Origin of the sequence: Leclercia sp. LTM14 (assembly GCF_023736175.1) — a bacterium.
GTDB classification, from domain to species: domain Bacteria; phylum Pseudomonadota; class Gammaproteobacteria; order Enterobacterales; family Enterobacteriaceae; genus Enterobacter; species Enterobacter barmai.
This window is the reverse complement of record NZ_JAIKTT010000009.1, coordinates 77029-101281: the sequence shown is the minus strand read 5'-3', so window position 1 is coordinate 101281 and position 24253 is coordinate 77029. Positions and strand designations below refer to the sequence as shown.

Here is a 24253-nt window from a genome sequence, read left to right as displayed (position 1 = left end):
CGTGCGTGAGCAACCTGTCGCTCGATTTTTCAGATAATGCGTTTCAACCTCTGGCCGCCCGTATGCGGCCAGAAAATTTAGCGCAGTATATCGGCCAGCAGCATCTGCTGGCTGCGGGCAAGCCGTTGCCGCGCGCTATTGAAGCCGGGCATCTGCATTCGATGATCCTCTGGGGGCCGCCAGGCACAGGTAAAACCACGCTGGCCGAGGTCATTGCCCGCTATGCCGATGCGGACGTCGAGCGTATTTCCGCCGTCACCTCCGGGGTGAAAGAGATCCGCGAAGCCATCGAACGGGCGCGACAGAACCGCAATGCCGGGCGCCGCACCATTTTGTTTGTCGACGAGGTGCACCGCTTCAACAAGAGCCAGCAGGATGCTTTCCTGCCGCACATCGAAGATGGCACCATCACCTTTATCGGCGCCACCACCGAAAACCCCTCGTTTGAGCTGAACTCCGCGCTGCTGTCCCGCGCCCGCGTCTATCTGCTGAAGTCATTAACCACCGAAGACATCGAGCAGGTGCTGACCCAGGCAATGACCGATAAGGCCCGGGGCTACGGCGGCCAGGATATCGTCCTGCCGGACGAAACCCGTCTTGCCATTGCTGAGCTGGTAAACGGCGATGCACGCCGGGCGCTGAATACGCTCGAGATGATGGCCGATATGGCCGAAGCCGACGACAGCGGTAAGCGGGTTCTGCTCCCGGCGCTGCTGACCGAAATTGCCGGCGAACGCAGCGCGCGTTTTGATAACAAAGGCGATCGTTTTTACGACCTAATCTCGGCACTACACAAGTCGGTACGTGGCAGCGCCCCCGATGCCGCGCTCTACTGGTATGCGCGCATTATCACCGCCGGGGGCGATCCGCTGTACGTAGCCCGCCGCTGCCTGGCGATTGCCTCGGAAGATGTGGGTAACGCCGATCCCCGCGCCATGCAGGTGGCACTCTCCGCATGGGACTGCTTCACCCGCGTCGGGCCTGCCGAAGGCGAGCGTGCCATTGCGCAGGCGATTGTCTATCTGGCCTGTGCGCCGAAAAGTAATGCCGTCTATACCGCCTTCAAAGCGGCGATGTCCGATGCCCGCGAGCGTCCTGATTACGATGTCCCTGTACATCTGCGTAACGCCCCTACCAAACTGATGAAAGAGATGGGTTACGGTCAGGAGTATCGCTATGCCCACGACGAGCCCAACGCCTATGCCGCCGGGGAGGAGTACTTCCCGCAGGAAATGGCACAAACACGCTACTATCACCCCACAAACAGAGGCCTTGAGGGCAAGATTGGCGAAAAGCTCGCCTGGCTTACCGGACAGGATCAAAATAGCCCTATAAAACGCTATCGTTAGGGCTATCGTTGCGGTAATGTTGGTAATGTATCTGATGACCGCAGGCTGCGGTCATTTCCTCCTATTTTTTAATTCGATAAGCACAGGATAAGCATGCTCGATCCCAATCTGCTGCGTAACGAGCCAGACGCAGTCGCTGAAAAACTGGCACGCCGGGGCTTTAAACTGGATGTAGATAAGCTGCGCGCTCTTGAAGAGCGTCGTAAAGTTCTGCAGGTACAAACAGAAAACTTGCAGGCAGAGCGTAACTCTCGATCGAAATCCATCGGCCAGGCGAAAGCGCGCGGGGAAGACATCGAGCCATTACGCCTGGAAGTGAACAAGCTGGGTGAAGAACTGGATCAGGCAAAAGCTGAGCTGGACGTTCTTCAGGCCGAAATTCGTGATATCGCCCTGGCGATCCCAAATACCCCTGACGACAGCGTCCCTGTCGGCAAGGACGAAAACGACAACGTCGAAGTGAAACGCTGGGGCACGCCTCGCGAGTTCGACTTCGAGGTTCGCGATCACGTGACGCTGGGCGAAATGCACGCGGGCCTGGACTTTGCCGCTGCGGTTAAGCTGACCGGCTCCCGTTTCGTGGTGATGAAAGGTCAGATTGCCCATCTGCATCGTGCGCTGGCCCAGTTCATGCTGGATTTGCACACCGAGCAGCACGGCTACAGCGAAACCTACGTACCCTACCTGGTTAACCACGATACGCTGTACGGCACGGGCCAGCTGCCGAAATTTGCCGGCGATCTGTTCCATACTCGTCCACTGGACGAAGAAGCAGACAGCAGCAACTACGCGCTGATCCCAACGGCAGAAGTGCCGCTGACTAACCTCGTGCGTGACGAGATCATCGACGAAGATGACCTGCCGATTAAACTGACTGCACACTCTCCGTGCTTCCGTTCTGAAGCGGGCTCCTATGGTCGTGATACCCGCGGTCTGATCCGTATGCACCAGTTCGACAAAGTTGAAATGGTTCAGATCGTTCGCCCGGAAGAGTCCATGGCGGCGCTGGAAGAGATGACCGGTCACGCAGAGAAAGTGCTGGAGCTGCTGGGTCTGCCGTACCGTCGTATGGCGCTGTGTACCGGTGATATGGGCTTTGGCGCCTGCAAAACCTTCGACCTCGAAGTGTGGGTTCCTGCGCAGAACACCTACCGCGAAATCTCCTCTTGCTCCAACGTAGGTGATTTCCAGGCTCGCCGCATGCAGGCTCGTTGCCGCACCAAATCCGACAAGAAAACCCGCCTGGTGCATACCCTGAACGGTTCCGGCCTTGCAGTGGGTCGTACCCTGGTGGCGGTGCTGGAAAACTATCAGCAGGCTGACGGTCGTATCGAAATCCCTGAAGTGCTACGTCCGTACATGAAAGGCCAGCAGTACATCGGTTAACATGTTTTTAAGTAAAAAAGCGCCTCAGGGCGCTTTTTTTATGTCCCGCTTTTGATGTCAGGCAATATCCCCTCCCTCTAAAGTAGTAATACTTGCCAAACAGTTGGTTAGCGAAAACGTCTGCTAACGCATGCTTTCCTTATATAAAAAACTATATAGCGACTTTGTCGCACCTTTGAACTTTGTGAGCAATCAAAGTGAGAGTCTATGAAAATGAAAACGCCTGAAGCGCTGCTGGCTGCCGAGGTGAGTCGACGTGGGTTGATGAAAACCACGGCGATTGGCGGCCTGGCTGTTGCCAGTAGCGCATTCACATTGCCTTTTTCACGTCTGGCATCGGCGGCTGAAGCCGCAACTGCAGTAAAATCCGATGAGAAAGTGGTCTGGAGCGCCTGTACGGTAAACTGCGGCAGTCGCTGTCCGCTGCGCATGCATGTCGTGGACGATGTGATTAAATACGTTGAAACCGACAATACCGGGGATGATAACTACGAGGGGTTACATCAGGTTCGCGCCTGCCTGCGTGGCCGCTCGATGCGCCGTCGCGTCTATAACCCGGATCGCCTGAAACAGCCGATGAAGCGAGTGGGTAAACGCGGCGAAGGCAAATTCGAACCCATTAGCTGGGAAGAGGCCTTTGACACTATCGCCGGGACGATGCAGCGTCTGATTAAGGATTACGGTAACGAATCCATCTATCTGAACTACGGCACCGGCACTCTGGGTGGAACCATGACCCGCTCCTGGCCGCCGGGTAAAACTCTCATTGCCCGCCTGATGAACTGCTGCGGGGGCTATCTCAATCATTACGGTGACTACTCCACCGCGCAGATTGCCGCTGGCCTGAATTACACCTATGGCGGCTGGGCCGATGGCAACAGCCCGTCGGACATTGAGAACAGCCAGCTGGTAGTGCTGTTCGGCAATAACCCTGGCGAAACGCGTATGAGCGGCGGGGGAGTAACTTATTACATTGAACAGGCGCGGCAAAAATCGAACGCCCGGATGATCGTCATTGACCCACGCTATACCGACACCGGGGCAGGGCGCGAAGATGAGTGGATCCCGATCCGCCCGGGAACCGATGCGGCGCTGATCTCCGCCCTGGCGTGGGTGATGATTAATGAGAACCTCGTCGATCAGCCTTTCCTCGACAAATATTGCGTCGGCTACGACGAAAAAACGCTGCCGGAAGGGGCGCCGGCAAACGGCCACTACAAAGCCTACATTCTCGGCCAGGGTAATGACGGTATTGCCAAAACCCCCGCCTGGGCCGCCGCTATCACCGGCATTCCCGAGGCGCGCATCGTCAAACTGGCGCGTGAAATCGCTGGGGCGAAGCCCGCATTTATCTCTCAGGGCTGGGGCCCGCAGCGCCATGCCAACGGCGAACTTGTCTCCCGCGCCATCGCCATGCTGGCAATTTTAACCGGCAACGTGGGGATCCACGGCGGCAACAGCGGGGCGCGTGAAGGCTCGTATTCGCTGCCGTTTGTGCGTATGCCGACCCTGGAAAACCCGGTTCAGACCAGCATCTCAATGTTTATGTGGACCGATGCCATAGAGCGTGGCCCGGAGATGACCGCCACCCGCGACGGGGTACGTGGCAAAGATAAACTCGACGTGCCAATCAAGATGGTCTGGAACTATGCCGGTAACTGCCTGATCAACCAGCATTCGCAGATCAACCGCACCCACGAGATCCTGCAGGATGACAAGAAGTGCGAGCTGATTGTGGTGGTGGATTGCCATATGACCTCGTCGGCAATGTATGCCGATATTCTGCTGCCGGACTGCACCGCATCTGAACAGATGGACTTCGCCCTGGACGCCTCCTGCGGCAACATGTCGTACGTGATTTTTGCCGACCAGGCGATCAAACCGCGCTTCGGCTGCAAAACCATCTATGAGATGACGACCGAACTTGCGAAACGCATGGGCGTTGAGCAGCAGTTCACCGAAGGGCGTACCCAGGAAGGGTGGATGCGCCACCTGTATGAGCAGTCCCGCCAGGCCATTCCGGAGCTGCCGTCATTTGATGAATTCCGCCAGCAGGGCATGTTCAAAAAGCGTGACCCGGAAGGGCATCACGTGGCCTATAAGGCTTTCCGCGCCGATCCTGTCGCCAATCCGCTGACCACGCCGTCAGGCAAGATTGAGATCTACTCCGCCCAGTTGGCGCAGATCGCCGCAACGTGGGAGCTGGAGAAAGACGACGTGATCGATCCGCTGCCGGTTTACAGCCCTGGCTTTGAAAACTACGACGATCCGCAGAGCAAAGCGTTCCCGCTACAGCTGACCGGATTCCACTATAAGGCGCGTACCCACTCCACCTACGGCAACGTTGACGTCCTGAAGGCGTCCTGTCGTCAGGAGATGTGGATCAATCCGCTGGATGCAAAATCGCGCGGGATCGCCAACGGCGACCGGGTGCGGATCTTTAACGGACGCGGCGAAGTGCATATCGAAGCCAAAGTGACGCCCCGTATCCTGCCGGGTGTGGTCGCGTTAGGTGAGGGCGCCTGGTACAACCCGGACGCCAACCGCGTGGATCAGGCTGGCTGCATTAATGTGCTCACCACACAACGCCCGTCGCCGCTGGCGAAAGGTAATCCGTCTCACAGTAACCTCGTTCAGGTTGAAAAGGCGTAAGGAGTAGCCGATGACCACTCAGTATGGATTTTTTATTGATTCCAGCCGCTGCACCGGGTGTAAAACCTGCGAGCTGGCCTGCAAAGATTATAAGGACCTGACGCCGGATGTCAGCTTCCGCCGTATCTACGAATACGCGGGCGGCGACTGGCAGGAGGACAACGGCGTCTGGCACCAGAACGTCTTTGCCTACTATCTGTCCATTGCCTGTAACCACTGCGAAGATCCCGCCTGCACCAAAGTGTGTCCGAGCGGCGCGATGCACAAGCGCGACGACGGCTTTGTGGTAGTGAATGAAGATGTCTGCATCGGCTGTCGCTACTGCCATATGGCCTGCCCGTACGGTGCGCCGCAGTACAACGCCGCCAAAGGGCATATGACCAAGTGCGACGGTTGCCACGATCGCGTAGCCGAAGGCCATAAGCCGATTTGCGTTGAATCCTGCCCGCTGCGCGCGCTGGATTTCGGCCCGATTGCCGAATTGCGCCAGAAATACGGCAAGCTCGCTGCCGTCGCACCGCTGCCGTCGGCGCACTTTACGAAGCCGAGTATCGTCATTAAACCCAATGCCAACAGCCGACCAACGGGTGACACCACCGGCTACCTGGCCAATCCAAAGGAGGTGTGAGATGGGAAGCGGATGGCATGAATGGCCGTTGATGATTTTTACCGTCTTCGGACAGTGCGTGGCGGGCGGGTTTATCGTCCTTGCGCTGGCGCTGTTAAAAGGCAATCTGAATGCCGGACAACAGCAGCGTCTGGTGCTCAGCATGTTTGGCCTGTGGGTGCTCATGGGGATCGGTTTTATCGCCTCTACGCTGCACCTCGGTTCACCGATGCGCGCGTTCAACTCCCTGAACCGCGTGGGAGCCTCTTCCCTCAGCAATGAGATCGCCAGCGGGGCGCTCTTCTTTGCTGTCGGTGGTCTGGGCTGGCTGCTGGCTGCGCTGAAAAAGCTGCCTGCCGGTCTGCGTAGCCTGTGGCTGATTGTCACTATGGTGCTGGGCGTGGTGTTCGTCTGGATGATGGTTCGGGTCTATAACACTATCGATACCGTGCCGACCTGGTACAGCGTCTGGACGCCGATGAGTTTCTTCCTGACGATGTTTATCGGCGGGCCGCTGCTGGGCTTCCTGTTGCTGCGCGTTGCGGGTGTAGACGGTTGGGCGATGCGTTTACTGCCCGCCGTGTCGCTGCTGGCGCTGGTGGTGAGCGCGGTTGTTGCTTTGATGCAGGGCGCAGAGCTGGCAACAATTAGCAGCTCCATTCAGCAGGCTTCTGCCCTCGTGCCGGATTACGGTTCGCTGATGGCCTGGCGCGTGGTGCTCCTGGCGGCGGCGCTGGTCTGTTGGGTAGTGCCGCAGCTCAAAGGCTATCAGCCTGCGATCCCGCTGTTGTCTCTGGCATTTGTGCTGGTGCTGGCGGGTGAACTGATTGGCCGCGGGGTGTTCTATGGCCTGCATATGACGGTTGGAATGGCTGTCGCCAGTTAATTTTGATTTTCGTTATATAAAGCCGGGACTTAGTGCCCGGCTTTTTTATTTTCAATCATGAAATTTTTCAACTGTCGTTTGGTTTCAATTTTAGTCAGACATAAATAAAAACAAATACATAATTAATATTGATAGCAGGCATTGCATTAGCAGGATGAGTTTTTTCAATCGACAAGGAACATATCGTGCGTGCGGCCTAAACAGGTGGATTGACTTTGTTTTTGCCAGTGGCATGATGCGCACGAAATCTGAACTTCCTCACGGTTTTTAATCCATGTCGACCTATACCCGGCCAGTGCTCCTGTTGCTCTGTGGCCTGCTTTTGCTGACCCTGGCGATCGCGGTGTTAAATACGCTCGTCCCGCTGTGGCTCGCCCATGAAAACTTACCGACCTGGCAGGTGGGTATGGTCAGCTCGTCCTTTTTTACCGGCAACCTGCTGGGAACATTGCTGACAGGAAGCCTGATCAAACGCTTCGGTTTTAACCGCAGCTACTATCTGGCATCGCTTATTTTTGCCGTCGGATGTGCCGGGCTGGGGCTGATGGTTGGCTTCTGGAGCTGGATGGTCTGGCGCTTTATCGCCGGCGTCGGCTGCGCCATGATCTGGGTGGTGGTGGAAAGCGCCCTGATGTGCAGCGGCACCTCCCGCAACCGCGGTCGCCTGCTGGCGGCCTATATGATGGTCTATTACGTTGGCACTGTGCTTGGCCAACTGATGGTCAGCAAACTCCCGACCGACCTGATGAGCGTACTGCCGTGGGTAACGGGCATGGTGCTGGCGGCGATCCTGCCGCTGCTCTTTACGCGCATTGTGAACCAGAGCAGCGAGCATCAGGAAGCGACTCACGTCTGGCCAATGCTGAGATTGCGTCAGGCGCGTCTGGGCGTTAACGGCTGCATCATCTCCGGGATTGTGCTGGGCTCACTGTATGGCCTGATGCCGCTCTACCTGAATCATCAGGGGGTGAGTGATTCCGGGATTGGTTTCTGGATGGCGGTGATGGTCAGCGCGGGGATTGTCGGCCAGTGGCCGGTGGGGCGTCTTGCCGATCGCTTCGGGCGTCTGCTGGTGCTGCGCGTCCAGGTCTTCGTGGTGATCATGGGTTGTCTTGCCATGCTCAGCAACGCCGCCATGGCACCGGCTCTGTTTATTCTCGGCGCTGCTGGCTTCACGCTCTATCCGGTTGCAATGGCCTGGGCCTGTGAAAAGGTGGAGCACCATCAACTGGTGGCCATGAATCAGGCGCTGCTGCTGAGCTATACTATCGGCAGCCTGCTGGGACCAACCTTTACCGCCATGCTGATGCAGAACTATTCCGACAATCTGCTGTTTATCATGATCGCCAGCGTGTCGTTTATTTACCTCTTAATGTTGCTGCGTAAAGCGGGCGAACATCCAACCCCAGTGGCACATGCCTGAATAAATAAAAGCCTGTCGATGACAGGCTTTTTTGTCTTTGTCACATCTAAGAGTTTTACGCATTGTTTGTTTATCGCGCCAGGCGATAATTCAGATGCGTTCTACCACAAAAAGGCAGCGATCATGTCTACTCGTCGTTTTACCACTACCGCGCTGGCCGTAGTGTTATCTTTATCATTTGCAACTGCACCTGTTATGGCTAATCCAGGCAATGGAAATGGCCATGGCAATGGCGGTGGGCAAGGTAATAGCGGCAATCATGGTAACGGGAATTCAGGTAAAGGGAATTCCGATAACCATGGTAATAAACAGAATAATGGCAACCAAAATCCGGGCAAATCAAATAAAAGCGTCAGTGATGATGTGAATGCCCGCGTTAGTTACGATCATGCTCGTCATCTGGCGCTGAACTATGGCTTAACAGGCTATGATTCGCTTCCGCCGGGGATTGCGAAAAACCTGGCACGCGGTAAACCACTGCCTCCGGGTATTGCGAAAAAAACCGTTCCGGCCTCGATGCTGGGTCAATTGCCTTCTTACCCTGGCTATGAATGGCGGGTAGTGGGGAAAGATCTGGTATTAATTGCGCTGAGTACTGCGATTGTGACAACCATTATTAATGGTGTCTTCGACTAATAAATAAAACGCCCGGTGAAAACCGGGCGTTTTGTTAATACATGACCTTGTGACCGTACTGCTCCAGAATACCTTTTACGCGCTCCATGGTCTCTTTTTTCGGTGGCTTCACGCCATCCAGTTTGTACTCTTCGCCCATTGCCACCCATTTATGTTTGCCCAGCTCGTGATACGGCAGCAATTCAATTTTCTCGACGTTACCCATATCACGCGTGAACTCACCCAGGCGGTGGGCAGAGTCGTCGTCATCTGACCAGCCCGGCACCACCACATAACGGATCCAGGTTTTGATGCCTTTGGCGGCAATGTATTTCGCGAACTCTAACGTGCGGTGGTTGGAAACACCCACCAGATTCTGGTGGATCTCGTCATTCATCTGCTTGAGATCGAGCATCACCAGGTCGGTGACTTCCAGCAGTTCGTCGATCACCGGATCGTAGCGGCGAACAAAGCCGTTGGTATCCAGGCAGGTATGAATGCTCTCTTTATGACAGGCACGGAACCAGTCGCGCACAAACTCGGCCTGCAGGATTGCTTCCCCGCCGGATGCGGTCACGCCGCCGCCGGAGGCGTTCATGAAGTGGCGATAGGTCACCACCTCTTTCATTAATTCTTCAACGGTGACTTCTTTGCCGCCGTGGGTATCCCATGTATCACGGTTATGGCAATACATGCAGCGCATCAGGCAGCCCTGGAAGAAGGTAATAAAGCGGATGCCCGGGCCATCGACGGTGCCACAGGACTCAAAGGAGTGAATGCGACCAATAGTTGACATTGCGGTGATATCTCCAGGTTCGGCCCGTCCAGGGCCTGTTTATGTGCACAGCTCAGGCGGCTGTGTCGAGTCTGTTTTGGCTGTTATCCATTCATTATAGATAGCGGGCAAAAGAGACTGCGGAGCGGGAGGTGTTAAAAAGGCCCCACTTGCGTGGAGCCTTTATTGTACGCCTTTTACCGCGCGATTTCAGTCAAATCCACTTACATGGACTGAGTGAAAGTACGGGTAATAACGTCTTTCTGCTGCTCTTTAGTCAGTGAGTTGAAACGCACTGCGTAGCCAGATACACGGATGGTCAGCTGAGGATATTTCTCAGGGTGTTCCATCGCGTCGAGCAGCATTTCACGGTTCATGACGTTCACGTTCAGGTGCTGACCACCTTCGATGGATGCTTCGTGATGGAAGTAACCGTCCATCAGACCCGCGAGGTTAGTTTTACGCACTTCGTCGTCTTTACCCAGCGCATTTGGCACGATAGAGAAGGTGTAAGAGATACCATCCTTAGCGTAAGCAAACGGCAGTTTTGCAACGGAGGTCAGAGAGGCAACAGCACCTTTCTGGTCACGGCCGTGCATTGGGTTAGCACCTGGTCCGAATGGCGCGCCAGCACGACGTCCGTCTGGGGTGTTACCGGTTTTCTTACCATACACAACGTTAGAGGTGATGGTCAGAACAGACTGAGTCGGGATAGCGTTACGGTAGGTATTCAGTTTCTGAATTTTCTTCATGAAACGTTCTACCAGGTCAACCGCCATGTCATCAACGCGAGCGTCGTTGTTACCAAACTGCGGATATTCGCCTTCGATTTCGAAGTCAATAGCCAGACCGTCTTCGTCACGAATCGGTTTAACTTTCGCATATTTGATAGCGGACAGGGAGTCAGCTGCCACGGACAGACCTGCGATACCACATGCCATGGTGCGAACCACGTCACGGTCGTGCAGCGCCATCAGAGAAGCTTCGTAGCTGTATTTGTCGTGCATGTAGTGGATGACGTTCAGCGCGGTGACGTACTGTTTAGCCAGCCAGTCCATGAAGTGATCCATACGATCCATGACTTCGTCATAGTTCAGCACGTCGCCTTTGATTGGCTCAGACTTAGGACCCACCTGCAATTTCAGTTTTTCATCAACGCCGCCGTTGATTGCGTACAGCATGGTTTTCGCCAGGTTTGCACGCGCACCGAAGAACTGCATTTGTTTACCAACGATCATTGGGCTTACGCAGCAAGCGATAGCGTAGTCATCGTTGTTAAAGTCAGGACGCATCAGGTCATCGTTCTCGTACTGCAGAGAAGAGGTGTCGATGGACACTTTAGCGGCATATTTTTTGAAGTTCAGTGGCAGTTTTTCAGACCACAGAACGGTGATGTTCGGCTCCGGAGACGGCCCCATGGTGTACAGGGTGTTCAGGAAACGGAAGCTGTTTTTGGTTACCAGGGTACGGCCATCAACGCCCATACCGGCGATGGATTCAGTTGCCCAGATTGGGTCACCAGAGAACAGTTCATCGTACTCAGGGGTACGCAGGAAGCGAACCATACGCAGTTTCATGACCAGGTGGTCAATCATTTCCTGAGCGTCTTGTTCAGTGATTTTGCCTGCTTTCAGGTCACGTTCGATGTATGCATCCAGGAAGGTGGATACGCGACCGAAGGACATTGCTGCGCCGTTCTGAGACTTAACAGCAGCCAGGTAGCCGAAGTAGGTCCACTGGATAGCTTCCTGAGCGTTGGTCGCAGGACCAGAGATATCGCAACCGTATTTCGCTGCCATCTCTTTGATCTGACCCAGCGCACGGTGCTGTTCAGCGATCTCTTCACGCAGACGGATAGTGGCTTCCAGGTTTACACCATTTTCCAGATCGGACTGCAGAGACAGGAACTGGGAGTATTTGTCTTTCAGCAGGAAGTCGATACCGTACAGCGCAACGCGACGGTAGTCACCGATGATACGGCCACGGCCATACGCATCTGGCAGACCGGTCAGAACGCCAGATTTACGGCAGTTCAGAATGTCTTTGGTATAAACATCGAATACACCCTGGTTATGGGTTTTGCGGTATTCGGTGAAGATTTTTTTCAGCATTGGGTCCAGCTCGCGATCGTACGCTTTGCATGAACCTTCAACCATTTTGATACCACCGAACGGAATAATCGCACGTTTCAGTGGCGCTTCAGTCTGCAGACCAACGATCTTCTCGAGGGACTTGTTGATATAGCCCGCGTCGTGTGAAGTGATGGTGGACGCGATGGAGGTGTCGAAATCAACAGGCGCGTGAGTGCGGTTTTCCTGCTTAACGCCTTCCATAACGCTATCCCACAGGGCAGTGGTCGCGTCGGTAGCACCGGCCAGGAAGGATTCGTCACCTTCATATGGGGTGTAGTTCTTCTGGATGAAGTCACGAACGTTGACTTCATTCTGCCAATCACCTTTGGCAAAACCTTCCCATGCTGTGGCTAACTTTTCATTAAGTTCGGACATGTAACACCTACCTTCTTAAGTGGATTTTTTATTTACTGCCTGAGAAAACCATTAATGATGGTTATCGCCACGCAGGTAAATGACCCAGTATGTCAACCCAACCAGCAGACCACCGCCGATAATGTTCCCGATTGTGACTGGGATCAGGTTATCAGTAATGAAGTTCATAACGGTCAGGTGAGAGAAATTGTCCGGGCTGGAACCAATTGCGGTCCAGAACTCCGGGCTGGCAAAGTCACGGATTACGATACCGAAAGGGATCATAAACATGTTTGCAATGCTGTGCTCAAAGCCGCTGGCGACGAACATCGCGACAGGCAGAACCATGATCATGGCTTTATCCATCAGGCTGCGTCCGGAGTAGCTCATCCAGACCGCCAGGCAGACCATCAGGTTTGCGAGGATGCCAAGGGCAACGGCTTCAATAAATGTATGGTGGACTTTGTGGTCGGCGGTTTGCAGGACGTTTAGCCCCCACGCGCCGTTGGCGGTCATGTATTCTCCCGACAACCACATCAACAGAACAAAGAGCAGACAGCCAACCAGGTTACCTACGTAAACGTTGAGCCAGTTTTTGGCCAGTTGACCCCAGGTGATCCTGCCGCTGGCTTTCGCCACGACGATAAGTACCGTCGAGGTAAAGAGATCGGCGCCGCAAATCACGCACAGAATCAGACCCAGTGAAAAACAGATGCCGCCAATCAGCTTAGAAATACCGAAAGGCATCGCGGCTGTACCGGTGGTCGCAGTAATATAGAAAACAAAGGCGATGGAGATGAACACCCCAGCGGTAATCGCCAGGAAGAACGTCGTCAGCGGTTGTTTCGTTGCTTTATAGACACCCGCTTCTTCGGCAACTTTCGCCATAGCAGCTGGGAGTAATAGATCAAAAGGGTTGTCAGCTTTCACACTAACTCTCTCTTTATTAAGTCGGCGACGAGATACTAACAAAGCATTATAGAAGAGAAATTGATGTAGATCATATCTCGCCTGGCTTATAGGCCCGCAAAGTGCGTGGTTTTACAGCAAATGCGGAGTAAGTATTTGATTATCCGAATAAAAATAAATTTTAAAAGTTACAAAATGATTTGATTTTTTTCTCCTGACCCTGTCGATGACAGTTAATTAGAATGGAGTATTTCATATAAAAAGTAACAATAACCGTCAGGCCGCTATTATTATAGCTACCAATATTTAACTTAATTATTACAATTAAAAATTTATTACCGCACATAAAAAACGGGGCAATAAAATTGCCCCGTAATATAACGTAGGTGATTGTATTCGCCTACTGTTTGTAATGGTATGTAACCTTATTTAGCCCAGTATGCGCTTTTGGCCTTTTGCAATTTCTCATAGGCTTTCAGTAACGACTGGTGGGCAGGGAAGGCTTTCAGATCGCTGTCCACGGCCTGCAGGCCATAGAATGGCGCTTCACCGCTCAGGGCTGCGCTGGCGTTCTCTACCGCCTCGGCACCGTACATGCGGGTAAAGGCGTTCAGGTACTGCAGCGGCTGACGATCCTCTTCCTGCGCCAGCAACAGCAGGGTCTGCAGGCAACGGTAGTAGTTCGCACGCTCTGCGCTGAACACCGAGGCGTTGAACTCGATGGTCCACTCGGTCCAGATCAGCGCCTGTTCTAGGTCGCCGCCCGCCAGCGCCAGCATCGCTTTCAGTTCGCCGATACGCAGGGTGTACCAGCCATTGTCTTTGCCCGTCGCCAGACCCAGCAACTCACGCACACGGGTAAAGTCGTCGTGACCTTCGTCGTCCAGTTGGGTAATGAGGTTCAGATAGTCCTCTTTCTCCCATGCGCTCTCCGGCAACGCCAGCAGAGTTTCGCGCAGGTGCGCACCCATGCTGTTGTTCGCCAGCCACAGATCTTCCACCGGATAGATGTCGGACATGCCCGGCACCAGAATACGGCAGGCGTAAACGCCCAGGTGCTCGTAATCGGCGATATACACTTCCTGATTTTCAGCAGTGAAGATGGCCATCAGCGTGGCGAACTCTTCTTCTGTGCTGCCTGAGAAGCTCCAGTCAACAAACGGATAATCCGCGTCCTGCTTGAACATATCCCAGGAGATAGAGCCGCTGGAGTCGATGAAGTGCGTTTCCAGGTTGGCATGTTCCGCCACTTCTTCATCATCGAACGTCGGCGGTGTAAATACGTCGAGATCTTTCAGGCTGCGGCCCTGCAGAAGTTCGGTAACGGTACGCTCCAGCGCCACGCCGAAATCCGGGTGAGCACCGAAGGAGGCGAAGCAGGTGCCGTTCGCCGGGTTGAACAGTACCACGCAGATGACCGGGTACTTACCGCCCAGGGAGCCGTCGTAAGCGAAGATCGGGAAGCCTTCTGCTTCCAGTTTGGCGATGGACTCAACCACGCCCGGGTAGCGGGCCAGCACGTCAGCCGGGATCTCCGGCAGGCTGATAGATTCGGCGATAATGCGGTTTTTAATGTGGCGCTCAAAGACCTCTGACAGACCCTGAACACGCGCTTCGTTGCGGGTGTTACCGGCTGACATGCCGTTGGAGACATACAGGTTGCCAACGATGTTCATCGGAATATAGATGGTTTGCTCGTCAGACTGACGGGTAAACGGCAGGGCGCAGATACCGCGATCTTCATTACCTGACTGCAGATCGACCAGCATGCTGGCGGTCAATTGATTATCCAGATCGTAGAACGCACGCAGACGATCGTCGAGGATCCCTTCCGGCAGTTCATCGTCTTCGGTCAGCGGGAACCATTTCTCATTTGGGTAGTGAACAAACGGGCCATTAGCCACGGTTTCGCCCAGCCAGAAATCGGCAAAGAAGTAGTTAGTAGACAGACGTTCAAAATACTCACCCAGCGCAGAGGCCAGCGCCGCTTTTTTGGTCGCGCCTTTACCGTTGGTAAAGCACAACGCACACTCTTTATCGCGAATATGCACAGACCAGACGTGGGGAACCGGATTAAGCCAGGAGGCCTCTTCGATGTTAAAGCCCAGGTCGGTCAGTTTTTGCTGGAAGCGAGCAATGGAGTCTTCCAGAGCGGCGTCTTTGCCGGGGATAAACGTTTGAGTCATGGGGATCACTTATATCGTACGGAAAGCGCGCAATGATACGGGTTTTACATGACTGGCGCTATCCTCCCGGCGGTTTCGGCGAAAATAAAAGGCTGAGCTATGCTTACCTTCAGTAACCTACTGTAAAGGAATATAAAAATGAAAGCATTCGATCTTCACCGAATGGCCTTTGATAAAGTTCCACTCGAGTTTTTAGGCGAGGTCGCGCTGCGAAGTCTCTATACCTTTGTCCTGGTATTCCTGTTCCTCAAGCTTACCGGGCGACGCGGCGTGCGTCAGATGTCACTCTTCGAAGTGTTAATTATCCTGACGCTGGGGTCGGCAGCGGGGGACGTGGCATTTTATGACGATGTGCCGATGGTTCCCGTCTTTGTCGTTTTCGTCACCCTGGCGTTGCTCTACCGGCTCGTGATGTGGCTGATGTCGAAAAGTGAAAAGCTGGAAGATCTGCTGGAGGGAAAACCGGTAGCCATTGTCGAAGAGGGCCAACTGGCCTGGGAAAAAGTGAAGCGCGCCAATATGACCGAGTTTGAGTTCTTTATGGAACTACGGGTGAGCAGCGTTGAGCAGCTTGGACAGGTTAAGCTTGCCATCATGGAGACTAACGGACAGATAAGCGTCTACTTTTACGACGATGACGAGGTCAAGCCTGGGCTATGCATATTGCCGGATGAATTTGTGGAACGTTTTATGACGATACCGGAAGTCGGTGATTATGCCTGCCGCCGTTGTGGCCATGTTCAGACTCTCCAGGCCGGGGCGCATCAATTATGCCCACGCTGCACGAATCCGGAATGGACGAAGGTTAGCCGGGCCAGACGCATCACCTGACAGCGATTTTGTCGGTTTTGTGACAGCCCGCTGGCAGAATGTATTGTGTGACGGCGGGCACATTTTCCTGGTCATAAGTTTTAGACATTGCGGCGCGTGTCACTGAATGATAAAACCGATATCCACAGTTATAACTTATGGCTTTTAGCGTGGTGAGGGTAAATGGCTCAGGTCTTTAATTTTAGTTCAGGTCCGGCAATGTTACCGGCGGATGTGCTCAAACAGGCTCAACAGGAGCTGTGTGACTGGAACGGTCTTGGCACGTCGGTGATGGAAGTCAGCCACCGTGGTAAAGAGTTTATTCAGGTGGCGGAAGAGGCAGAAGCAGATTTTCGTTTCCTGCTGAATATCCCCTCAAACTACAAAGTATTATTCTGCCACGGCGGGGGGCGCGGTCAGTTTGCGGGCATCCCACTGAACCTGCTGGGTGACAAAACCAAGGCAGACTATGTTGATGCCGGTTACTGGGCAGCGAGCGCGGTAAAAGAAGCGCACAAATACTGCACCCCGAACGTCATTGATGCCAAAGTCACCGTTGACGGTTTGCGCGCGGTGAAACCGATGAGCGAATGGCAACTTTCTCGTGATGCGGCCTATCTGCACTACTGCCCGAATGAAACTATCGACGGTATTGCCATCCACGAAGAGCCTGCCTTTGGCGATGACGTGGTCGTGACCGCCGACTTCTCCTCTACTATTCTCTCTTCCCCGCTGGATGTCAGCCGTTACGGCGTGATCTACGCAGGCGCACAGAAAAACATTGGCCGGCCGGTCTGACGCTGGTGATCGTGCGTGAAGATTTGCTGGGTAAAGCCCACAAATCCTGCCCGTCAATTCTGGATTACAGCGTGCTGAACGATAACGACTCCATGTTCAACACCCCGCCGACCTTCGCCTGGTACCTTTCTGGCCTGGTTTTCAAGTGGCTGAGAAACAACGGCGGCGTGGCGCAGATGGATAAGATCAACCAGCAGAAAGCTGAGCTGCTCTACAGCGTCATCGACGGCAGCGACTTCTACCGCAACGACGTGGCCAAAGCGAACCGTTCCCGCATGAACGTGCCGTTCCAGCTCGCCGACAGCAATCTTGATAAGCTGTTCCTTGAAGAGTCCTTCGCTGCCGGTCTGCATGCGCTGAAAGGCCACCGCGTGGTTGGCGGAATGCGTGCGTCTATCTATAACGCCATGCCGCTTGAAGGCGTTAAGGCCCTGACCGACTTCATGACCGACTTCGAACGTCGTCACGGTTAATCGCGCCAGTGTTCACCCCCGCGGCCTGGCTGCGGGGTTTTTATTATGTTGAATTGAGAATTAAATTTCATGGAATCCCTGACGTTACAACCTATTGCCCGGGTAGATGGCACCATCAATCTGCCTGGTTCAAAAAGTGTCTCGAACCGCGCCTTGCTGCTGGCAGCGCTGGCAAACGGCACCACTGTTCTCACTAACCTGCTGGACAGCGATGACGTTCGCCATATGCTCAATGCGCTGAAAGCGTTGGGAGTCCACTATACTCTGTCCGCCGATCGCACCCGTTGCGAAGTCACCGGTAACGCCGGTGCGCTGCACTCCGCCGACGCGCTGGAACTTTTCCTTGGCAATGCCGGCACGGCAATGCGCCCGCTGGCTGCGGCCCTGTGTCTGGGCAGCAATGACATCGTGCTGACCGGCGAACCGCGTATGAAAGAGCGCCCTATTGGCCATCTGGTGGATGCGCTGCGTCAGGGAGGCGCGCAGATCGATTATCTGGAGCAGGAAAACTATCCGCCGCTGCGTCTGCGCGGTGGCTTTACCGGCGGCGAAGTGGCGGTGGACGGCAGCGTATCCAGCCAGTTCCTGACCGCACTGCTGATGACCGCGCCGCTGGCGCCGCAGGACACCACCATCGCCATTAAAGGTGAGCTGGTTTCTAAACCCTATATCGATATCACGCTGCATCTGATGAAGACCTTTGGCGTTGAAGTCGAAAACCATAACTACCAGCGTTTTGTGGTGCGCGGGTCGCAGCAGTACCAGACGCCGGGCAATTACCTGGTGGAAGGCGATGCTTCATCGGCCTCCTACTTCCTGGCGGCAGGCGCCATTAAAGGCGGTACCGTTAAAGTGACCGGTATTGGCCGCAACAGCGTGCAGGGTGATATTCGCTTTGCCGATGTGCTGGAGAAGATGGGCGCGGTGGTCACCTGGGGCGATGACTACATCTCCTGCACCCGCGGTGAACTGAACGCCATTGATATGGACATGAACCATATCCCCGATGCGGCGATGACCATTGCCACCGCGGCGCTGTTTGCCAAAGGCACCACCACTCTGCGCAACATTTATAACTGGCGTGTGAAAGAGACCGATCGCCTGTTTGCCATGGCGACCGAGCTGCGTAAAGTGGGTGCCGAAGTGGAAGAGGGCGAAGACTACATTCGCGTGACCCCTCCGGCGAAACTGCAGGTTGCGGAGATTGGCACCTATAACGATCACCGCATGGCGATGTGCTTCTCGCTGGTGGCGCTGTCGGATACGCCGGTCACCATTCTGGATCCGAAATGCACCGCGAAAACCTTCCCGGACTATTTCGAGCAGCTGGCGCGCATCAGCACCCTGGCCTGATAAACCCATGCCGCACCGCCCGGTGCGGCATTTCCTTACGCTTCCTGACGTTGCCATCGCCCATTTCTTCTACACTCAGCTTCAATCATTCCGTAATTTGCACGCAAAGGTAACAGTTGTGCACATTGGCGCGTATAATGCGCGGCGTTCACACAACGGTATGCCTAATTTAAGGAGAAAAAGATGACGGCAATTGCCCCGGTTATCACCATTGACGGGCCAAGTGGCGCAGGTAAAGGCACGCTGTGCAAAGCGATGGCGGAAGCACTGCAATGGCATCTTTTAGATTCGGGCGCAATCTATCGTGTGCTGGCGCTGGCTGCGTTGCACCATCATGTTGATGTCGCTTCTGAAGAGGCTCTGGTGCCGCTGGCCGCCCATCTGGATGTGCGTTTTGTCTCCACCAACGGCAATCTGGAAGTGATTCTTGAAGGGGAAGACGTGAGCGGAGAGATCCGCACTCAGGAAGTGGCGAACGCCGCCTCTCAGGTCGCTGCTTTCCCACGCGTTCGCGAGGCGCTTTTACGCCGCCAGCGCGCTTTCCGCGATGCCCCTGGCCTGATCGCTGACGGACGCGACATGGGAACCGTGGTTTTCCCTGACGCGCCGGTGAAAATTTTCCTTGACGCTTCCTCGGAAGAGCGTGCGCAGCGCCGCATGCTACAGTTGCAGGAAAAGGGCTTTAGTGTTAACTTTGAACGTCTTTTGTCTGAGATAAAAGAGCGCGACGATCGCGACCGTAATCGCGCCGTTGCACCGCTTGTTCCCGCAGATGATGCATTAGTTCTGGATTCTACCAGTTTAACTATTGAGCAAGTGATTGAAAAAGCGCTACAATATGCGCGCCAAAAACTGGCAATCGCGTAATCGCGACCGATTTAGCAGTACCCCCGCTGCAATGGATTGACGGCGGGTATGTGAAACAACCCCATCCGGCACGGAGCCAGGTGGACGTTAATATTAACCTGAAGATTAAACATGACTGAATCTTTTGCTCAACTGTTTGAAGAATCCTTAAAAGAAATCGAAACCCGTCCGGGTTCCATCGTTCGTGGTGTTGTTGTTGCTATCGACAAAGATATCGTACTGGTTGACGCCGGTCTGAAATCTGAGTCTGCCATTCCGGCAGAGCAGTTCAAAAACGCCCAGGGCGAGCTGGAAATCCAGGTTGGTGACGAAGTTGACGTTGCTCTGGATGCAGTAGAAGACGGCTTCGGTGAAACCCTGCTGTCCCGTGAGAAAGCTAAACGTCACGAAGCTTGGATCACGCTGGAAAAAGCTTACGAAGAAGCTGAAACTGTAGTCGGTGTTATCAACGGCAAAGTCAAAGGCGGCTTCACTGTTGAGCTGAATGGTATTCGTGCGTTCCTGCCAGGTTCACTGGTAGACGTTCGTCCAGTTCGTGACACCCTGCACCTGGAAGGCAAAGAGCTTGAGTTCAAAGTAATCAAGCTGGACCAGAAGCGTAACAACGTTGTTGTTTCCCGTCGTGCCGTTATCGAATCCGAAAACAGCGCAGAACGCGATCAGCTGCTGGAAAACCTGCAGGAAGGCATGGAAGTCAAAGGTATCGTTAAGAACCTCACTGACTACGGCGCATTCGTTGACCTGGGCGGCGTTGATGGCCTGCTGCACATCACCGACATGGCGTGGAAACGCGTTAAGCACCCAAGCGAAATCGTGAACGTGGGCGACGAAATCACTGTTAAAGTGCTGAAGTTCGACCGCGAACGTACTCGTGTATCCCTCGGCCTGAAACAGCTGGGCGAAGATCCATGGGTTGCTATCGCTAAACGTTACCCAGAAGGTACTAAACTGACTGGTCGCGTTACCAACCTGACCGACTACGGCTGCTTCGTCGAAATCGAAGAAGGCGTTGAAGGCCTGGTTCACGTTTCCGAAATGGACTGGACCAACAAAAACATCCACCCATCCAAAGTTGTTAACGTTGGTGATGTAGTGGAAGTTATGGTTCTGGATATCGACGAAGAACGTCGTCGTATCTCCCTGGGCCTGAAGCAGTGCAAAAACAACCCATGGCAGCAGTTCGCGGAAACCCACAACAAGGGCGACCGTGTTGAAGGTAAAATCAAGTCTATCACTGACTTCGGTATCTTCATCGGCCTGGACGGCGGCATCGACGGCCTGGTTCACCTGTCTGACATCTCCTGGAACGTTGCAGGCGAAGAAGCAGTACGTGAATACAAAAAAGGCGACGAAATCGCAGCAGTTGTTCTGCAGGTTGACGCAGAGCGTGAGCGTATCTCCCTGGGCGTTAAACAGCTCGCAGAAGATCCGTTCAACAACTGGGTTGCACTGAACAAGAAAGGCGCAATCGTAAACGGTAAAGTGACTGCAGTTGACGCTAAAGGCGCAACCGTAGAACTGGCTGACGGCGTTGAAGGTTACCTGCGCGCTTCTGAAGCTTCACGTGACCGCGTTGAAGATGCAACTCTGGTTCTGAGCGTAGGCGACGACGTTGAAGCTAAATTCACCGGCGTTGATCGTAAGAACCGTGCAATCAGCCTGTCTGTTCGTGCTAAAGACGAAGCTGATGAGAAAGATGCAATCGCAACTGTTAACAAACAGGAAGATGCAAACTTCTCCAACAACGCAATGGCTGAAGCTTTCAAAGCAGCTAAAGGCGAATAAGTTACTCGTAGAGTGACTTGACAGATTGCAGGATTCGTCCTGTAATCAATAACAAAGGGCGGCTACGGCCGCCCTTGTTTAAGCTGTTTAGCTAATTGGTTTGAAGGAACCGGAGGAATCATGACCAAGTCAGAATTGATTGAAAGACTTGCCAGCCAGCAATCGCATATTCCTGCGAAAGCAGTGGAAGACGCTGTAAAAGAGATGCTGGAGCATATGGCTACCACTCTTGCACAGGGTGAGCGCATTGAAATCCGCGGTTTCGGTAGTTTTTCTCTGCACTATCGTGCTCCACGTACCGGGCGTAACCCGAAGACTGGCGACAAAGTAGAGCTGGAAGGTAAATACGTTCCGCACTTCAAGCCGGGTAAAGAACTGCGCGATCGCGCCAATATTTACGGCAACTGAGTTTAGCCTGCGGGCGAAACTGAGTGACCATCAGAAAAGCACCTGCGGGTGCTTTTTTCGTTTCTCAACTCCGGATCCGGAACCCGCGCCGCAAATCTTGCAGCTCTTTGCTGCAAACCGTTGATTTACGCCAGCCTGCCTCGCAATCGCGCAATTTCACACCTGACATATCCACTCTGTGACCGCACACTGCCCTGACACAGGGAGGTGTAAATGCGTTTAACTGCATTAGCGACATGTCTGATCCTGGCTATCCTGCCACTGCTCTGGCTGCCCACGCTGCCTGCACTACCGTTAATACAGGCCATAGCGATTGCCGGATGTCTGCTCGCCTTAATTCGCCATGACATTACCCGCTACAGTGGCTTCTGGCTGCTGTTTTTTGCCTGGGGGGCGCTTGCCGCACAAAGTACGGTCTGGCCGATGCAGAATCTGACCCGAGGTCCGCAGAAAGCCGGAATAGAGATCGTCGCGGTTGAGAGCGATACGGCGTATCGGGCCCGCATTATCCAGCTTGATGGTAAAGCAGTGGTGCCTGCGGTGGGCGTTACGTTGTATGGCAATACATTGCCGCAGCCGAGATGTGCCGGACAGCGCTGGAGCATGACTTTGTCGTTACGCGCCGTTCACGGGCAACTCAACGATGGCGGGTTCGATTCTCAACGCTATGCCCTGGCGCAGCATCAACCCCTGACCGGGCGTTTTACCCACGCTGAAGTGAAAGATGCCCGCTGTAGCTTACGCGCCCGCTATCTCGCCTCGCTGACAACCACGCTCTCAGCGTATAGCTGGGGGCCGGTTCTTATGGGGCTGGGCATGGGGGAGCGGCTGGCGGTCTCGGCAGACGTCAAAGACCTGATGCGGGAAACCGGTACCGCGCATCTGATGGCGATTTCGGGTTTGCACATTGCGCTGGCAGCGTCGGTTATCTGGCTTCTGGTGCGGGGTATGCAATTTTTTATCCCGGTACGCTGGATGAGCTGGCGAGCCCCGTTGGTGGCAGGGTTCTGCTTTGCCGCCTTTTACGCCTGGCTTACCGGAATGCAGCCACCCGCGTTGCGCACCGTCGTCTCACTGGGAGCTTGCCTGGCACTGCAGTTGAGCGGCCGCCTCTGGTCTCCCTGGCAAATCTGGCGAGTCTGCATCGCCGCCATTTTGCTGGCCGATCCGCTGGCCGTACTGTCGCACAGCCTGTTGTTGTCTGCCTTTGCGGTAGCGGTGCTGATTTTCTGGTATCAGTGGGTGCCTGCGCCACGCTTGTCCGCCCCATGGGCAGTCCGGGCCGGGGTTAACCTGCTGCACCTGCAGCTCGGCATGCTTTTACTGTTGCTGCCGGTGCAGATCGTCGTGTTTCATGGTTTTAGCCTTTCGTCTCTGGTCGCGAATCTGGTGGCGGTGCCGCTGGTGACCTTTATCTCGGTGCCGCTGATTTTACTGGGGATGGGGCTGCATCTCCTGCCCTGGCCAACTATGGAAAAGATGGTCTGGGCTCTGGCGGATGGCTCACTGTCGCTACTGTTTCGATTTTTAACCACGCTGCCCGACGGCTGGATCACGGTCGATAAACGCTGGCTGTGGCTGACCCTGCTGCCGTGGGGGGCCATCGTCGCCTGGCGAATGCGCGGCGCACGAACGTATCCAGTTGTGTGTGTATCAGTACTGGTGCTGGCGACCAGTCCGCTATGGCGAGAGAACAAAACAGAGGGCTGGGCCGTGCATATGCTGGATGTCGGCCAAGGGCTGGCAATGGCAATCGAGCGTCAGGGGAGGGTGATTCTCTATGACACCGGCCCTGCATGGCCTGGCGGAGACAGCGCACAACAGCTGATCATCCCCTGGCTACGGTGGCACCATTTGCGCCCGGAGGGGGTGATTGTCAGCCATGATCACCTCGACCACATCGGTGGTCTGGTATCACTACGCAAGGCGTGGCCGGAAATGTGGATAAGAAGCCCGCTGGGCTGGGCCGGGCATGACCCTTGCGTGCGCGGGGAACGCTGGCAGTGGCGGGGTTTGACCTTCAGCGCACACTGGCCCCTCGCCACCACCCCGCAGCGCGGTAACAACGGTTCCTGCGTGGTTAAGGTTGAGGACGGGACGCATAGCCTGTTGTTAACAGGGGATATTGAGGCGCAGGGAGAAAAAGCGATGCTCAGTCGTCACTGGCAATATCTTGCGTCTACACTTATCCAGGTGCCGCACCATGGCAGCAATACCTCTTCGTCGCTTCCTCTGGTGCAGCGGGTTGGTGGGCATATCGCCCTGGTGTCTGCATCCCGCTATAACGCGTGGCGACTGCCTTCAGTCAAAGTGGCTCGCCGTTACAGAAAGGAGGGGTATATGTGGTTAACAACCCCCCGTTCAGGACAACTTACCGTCTCGTTTTCGCAACATGGCTGGCAAATCCATAGCTTACGGGATCAAATTTTGCCCCGTTGGTATCATCAGTGGTTTGGCGCGCCCGGAGATAACGGGTAGAATATGC

The 24253-nt window shown here is 54.6% G+C and carries 17 protein-coding genes and 1 pseudogene; 14 read left to right on the top strand and 4 right to left on the bottom strand.

Annotated features, from left to right (window positions below; genetic code table 11):
* Positions 1 to 5: 5 nt before the first annotated feature.
* From rarA to K5I40_RS17390, 7 genes are all read left to right on the top strand, one after another.
* A complete protein-coding gene (gene rarA, locus K5I40_RS17420) occupies positions 6 to 1349 on the top strand; it encodes a replication-associated recombination protein RarA (protein ID WP_039029499.1) in 1344 nt (447 codons plus the stop codon).
* A gap of 93 nt (positions 1350 to 1442) precedes the next feature.
* On the top strand, positions 1443 to 2735 hold the full coding sequence (gene serS / locus K5I40_RS17415) for a serine--tRNA ligase (RefSeq protein WP_039029498.1): 1293 nt from the start codon (positions 1443 to 1445) through the stop codon (positions 2733 to 2735).
* A 207-nt stretch (positions 2736 to 2942) separates the two neighbouring features.
* Positions 2943 to 5387, top strand: a complete 2445-nt coding sequence (dmsA, locus tag K5I40_RS17410; protein WP_223075077.1) for a dimethylsulfoxide reductase subunit A — start codon at positions 2943 to 2945, stop codon at positions 5385 to 5387.
* A 10-nt stretch (positions 5388 to 5397) separates the two neighbouring features.
* Entirely contained in the window at positions 5398 to 6015 is a 618-nt protein-coding gene (locus tag K5I40_RS17405) for a DMSO/selenate family reductase complex B subunit (protein ID WP_039029496.1), read from the top strand.
* A 1-nt stretch (position 6016) separates the two neighbouring features.
* Entirely contained in the window at positions 6017 to 6880 is an 864-nt protein-coding gene (locus K5I40_RS17400) for a dimethyl sulfoxide reductase anchor subunit family protein (RefSeq protein ID WP_138369443.1), read from the top strand.
* Positions 6881 to 7154: 274 nt separating this feature from the next.
* On the top strand, positions 7155 to 8303 hold the full coding sequence (locus K5I40_RS17395) for an MFS transporter (protein WP_039029494.1): 1149 nt from the start codon (positions 7155 to 7157) through the stop codon (positions 8301 to 8303).
* A gap of 123 nt (positions 8304 to 8426) precedes the next feature.
* Positions 8427 to 8939, top strand: coding sequence for an anti-virulence regulator CigR family protein (locus tag K5I40_RS17390; protein ID WP_039029493.1), 513 nt, complete (start codon positions 8427 to 8429; stop codon positions 8937 to 8939).
* 34 nt (positions 8940 to 8973) lie between these two features.
* On the opposite strand, the gene pflA is transcribed toward K5I40_RS17390, so the two are convergent.
* From pflA to ycaO, 4 genes are all read right to left on the bottom strand, one after another.
* Positions 8974 to 9714, bottom strand: a complete 741-nt coding sequence (pflA, locus tag K5I40_RS17385; protein WP_039029492.1) for a pyruvate formate lyase 1-activating protein — start codon at positions 9712 to 9714, stop codon at positions 8974 to 8976.
* A 203-nt stretch (positions 9715 to 9917) separates the two neighbouring features.
* Positions 9918 to 12200: a formate C-acetyltransferase gene (pflB, locus tag K5I40_RS17380; protein WP_039029491.1), complete on the bottom strand. Its 2283-nt coding sequence runs from the start codon at positions 12198 to 12200 to the stop codon at positions 9918 to 9920.
* A gap of 51 nt (positions 12201 to 12251) precedes the next feature.
* On the bottom strand, positions 12252 to 13109 hold the full coding sequence (gene focA / locus K5I40_RS17375) for a formate transporter FocA (RefSeq protein WP_039029490.1): 858 nt from the start codon (positions 13107 to 13109) through the stop codon (positions 12252 to 12254).
* 404 nt (positions 13110 to 13513) lie between these two features.
* Positions 13514 to 15274 carry a 30S ribosomal protein S12 methylthiotransferase accessory factor YcaO gene (ycaO, locus tag K5I40_RS17370; RefSeq protein WP_223075078.1) on the bottom strand — a complete coding sequence of 587 codons (1761 nt, stop codon included), beginning with the start codon at positions 15272 to 15274 and terminating at the stop codon, positions 13514 to 13516.
* 138 nt (positions 15275 to 15412) lie between these two features.
* On the opposite strand from ycaO, the gene K5I40_RS17365 reads away from it, so the two are divergent.
* The 7 genes and pseudogenes from K5I40_RS17365 to K5I40_RS17335 all read left to right on the top strand — a co-directional run bounded on the left by K5I40_RS17365 (position 15413) and on the right by K5I40_RS17335 (position 24246).
* A complete protein-coding gene (locus K5I40_RS17365) occupies positions 15413 to 16105 on the top strand; it encodes a DUF421 domain-containing protein (protein ID WP_039029488.1) in 693 nt (230 codons plus the stop codon).
* 162 nt (positions 16106 to 16267) lie between these two features.
* Positions 16268 to 17355 (top strand): annotated as a pseudogene (gene serC, locus K5I40_RS17360) (3-phosphoserine/phosphohydroxythreonine transaminase).
* A 69-nt stretch (positions 17356 to 17424) separates the two neighbouring features.
* Positions 17425 to 18708: a 3-phosphoshikimate 1-carboxyvinyltransferase gene (gene aroA / locus K5I40_RS17355; protein ID WP_223075079.1), complete on the top strand. Its 1284-nt coding sequence runs from the start codon at positions 17425 to 17427 to the stop codon at positions 18706 to 18708.
* A gap of 183 nt (positions 18709 to 18891) precedes the next feature.
* Complete coding sequence (gene cmk / locus K5I40_RS17350; RefSeq protein WP_039029485.1) at positions 18892 to 19575, top strand: (d)CMP kinase; 684 nt, start codon at positions 18892 to 18894, stop codon at positions 19573 to 19575.
* A 111-nt stretch (positions 19576 to 19686) separates the two neighbouring features.
* Positions 19687 to 21360 (top strand): 30S ribosomal protein S1, encoded by a 1674-nt coding sequence (gene rpsA / locus K5I40_RS17345; protein WP_032617357.1) that lies wholly within the window; start codon positions 19687 to 19689, stop codon positions 21358 to 21360.
* A gap of 120 nt (positions 21361 to 21480) precedes the next feature.
* Positions 21481 to 21768: an integration host factor subunit beta gene (ihfB, locus tag K5I40_RS17340; RefSeq protein ID WP_039029484.1), complete on the top strand. Its 288-nt coding sequence runs from the start codon at positions 21481 to 21483 to the stop codon at positions 21766 to 21768.
* 213 nt (positions 21769 to 21981) lie between these two features.
* Positions 21982 to 24246, top strand: coding sequence for a ComEC family protein (locus K5I40_RS17335; protein ID WP_223075080.1), 2265 nt, complete (start codon positions 21982 to 21984; stop codon positions 24244 to 24246).
* Positions 24247 to 24253 lie beyond the last annotated feature (7 nt).

Coding starts and splice junctions, on each gene's coding strand:
- serS (WP_039029498.1), top strand. CDS start 1,443: ATGCTCGATCCCAATCTGCTGCGTAACGAGCCAGACGCAGTCGCTGAA.
- dmsA (WP_223075077.1), top strand. CDS start 2,943: ATGAAAATGAAAACGCCTGAAGCGCTGCTGGCTGCCGAGGTGAGTCGA.
- K5I40_RS17405 (WP_039029496.1), top strand. CDS start 5,398: ATGACCACTCAGTATGGATTTTTTATTGATTCCAGCCGCTGCACCGGG.
- K5I40_RS17400 (WP_138369443.1), top strand. CDS start 6,017: ATGGGAAGCGGATGGCATGAATGGCCGTTGATGATTTTTACCGTCTTC.
- K5I40_RS17395 (WP_039029494.1), top strand. CDS start 7,155: ATGTCGACCTATACCCGGCCAGTGCTCCTGTTGCTCTGTGGCCTGCTT.
- K5I40_RS17390 (WP_039029493.1), top strand. CDS start 8,427: ATGTCTACTCGTCGTTTTACCACTACCGCGCTGGCCGTAGTGTTATCT.
- pflA (WP_039029492.1), bottom strand. CDS start 9,714: ATGTCAACTATTGGTCGCATTCACTCCTTTGAGTCCTGTGGCACCGTC.
- pflB (WP_039029491.1), bottom strand. CDS start 12,200: ATGTCCGAACTTAATGAAAAGTTAGCCACAGCATGGGAAGGTTTTGCC.
- ycaO (WP_223075078.1), bottom strand. CDS start 15,274: ATGACTCAAACGTTTATCCCCGGCAAAGACGCCGCTCTGGAAGACTCC.
- K5I40_RS17365 (WP_039029488.1), top strand. CDS start 15,413: ATGAAAGCATTCGATCTTCACCGAATGGCCTTTGATAAAGTTCCACTC.
- aroA (WP_223075079.1), top strand. CDS start 17,425: ATGGAATCCCTGACGTTACAACCTATTGCCCGGGTAGATGGCACCATC.
- cmk (WP_039029485.1), top strand. CDS start 18,892: ATGACGGCAATTGCCCCGGTTATCACCATTGACGGGCCAAGTGGCGCA.
- rpsA (WP_032617357.1), top strand. CDS start 19,687: ATGACTGAATCTTTTGCTCAACTGTTTGAAGAATCCTTAAAAGAAATC.
- ihfB (WP_039029484.1), top strand. CDS start 21,481: ATGACCAAGTCAGAATTGATTGAAAGACTTGCCAGCCAGCAATCGCAT.
- K5I40_RS17335 (WP_223075080.1), top strand. CDS start 21,982: ATGCGTTTAACTGCATTAGCGACATGTCTGATCCTGGCTATCCTGCCA.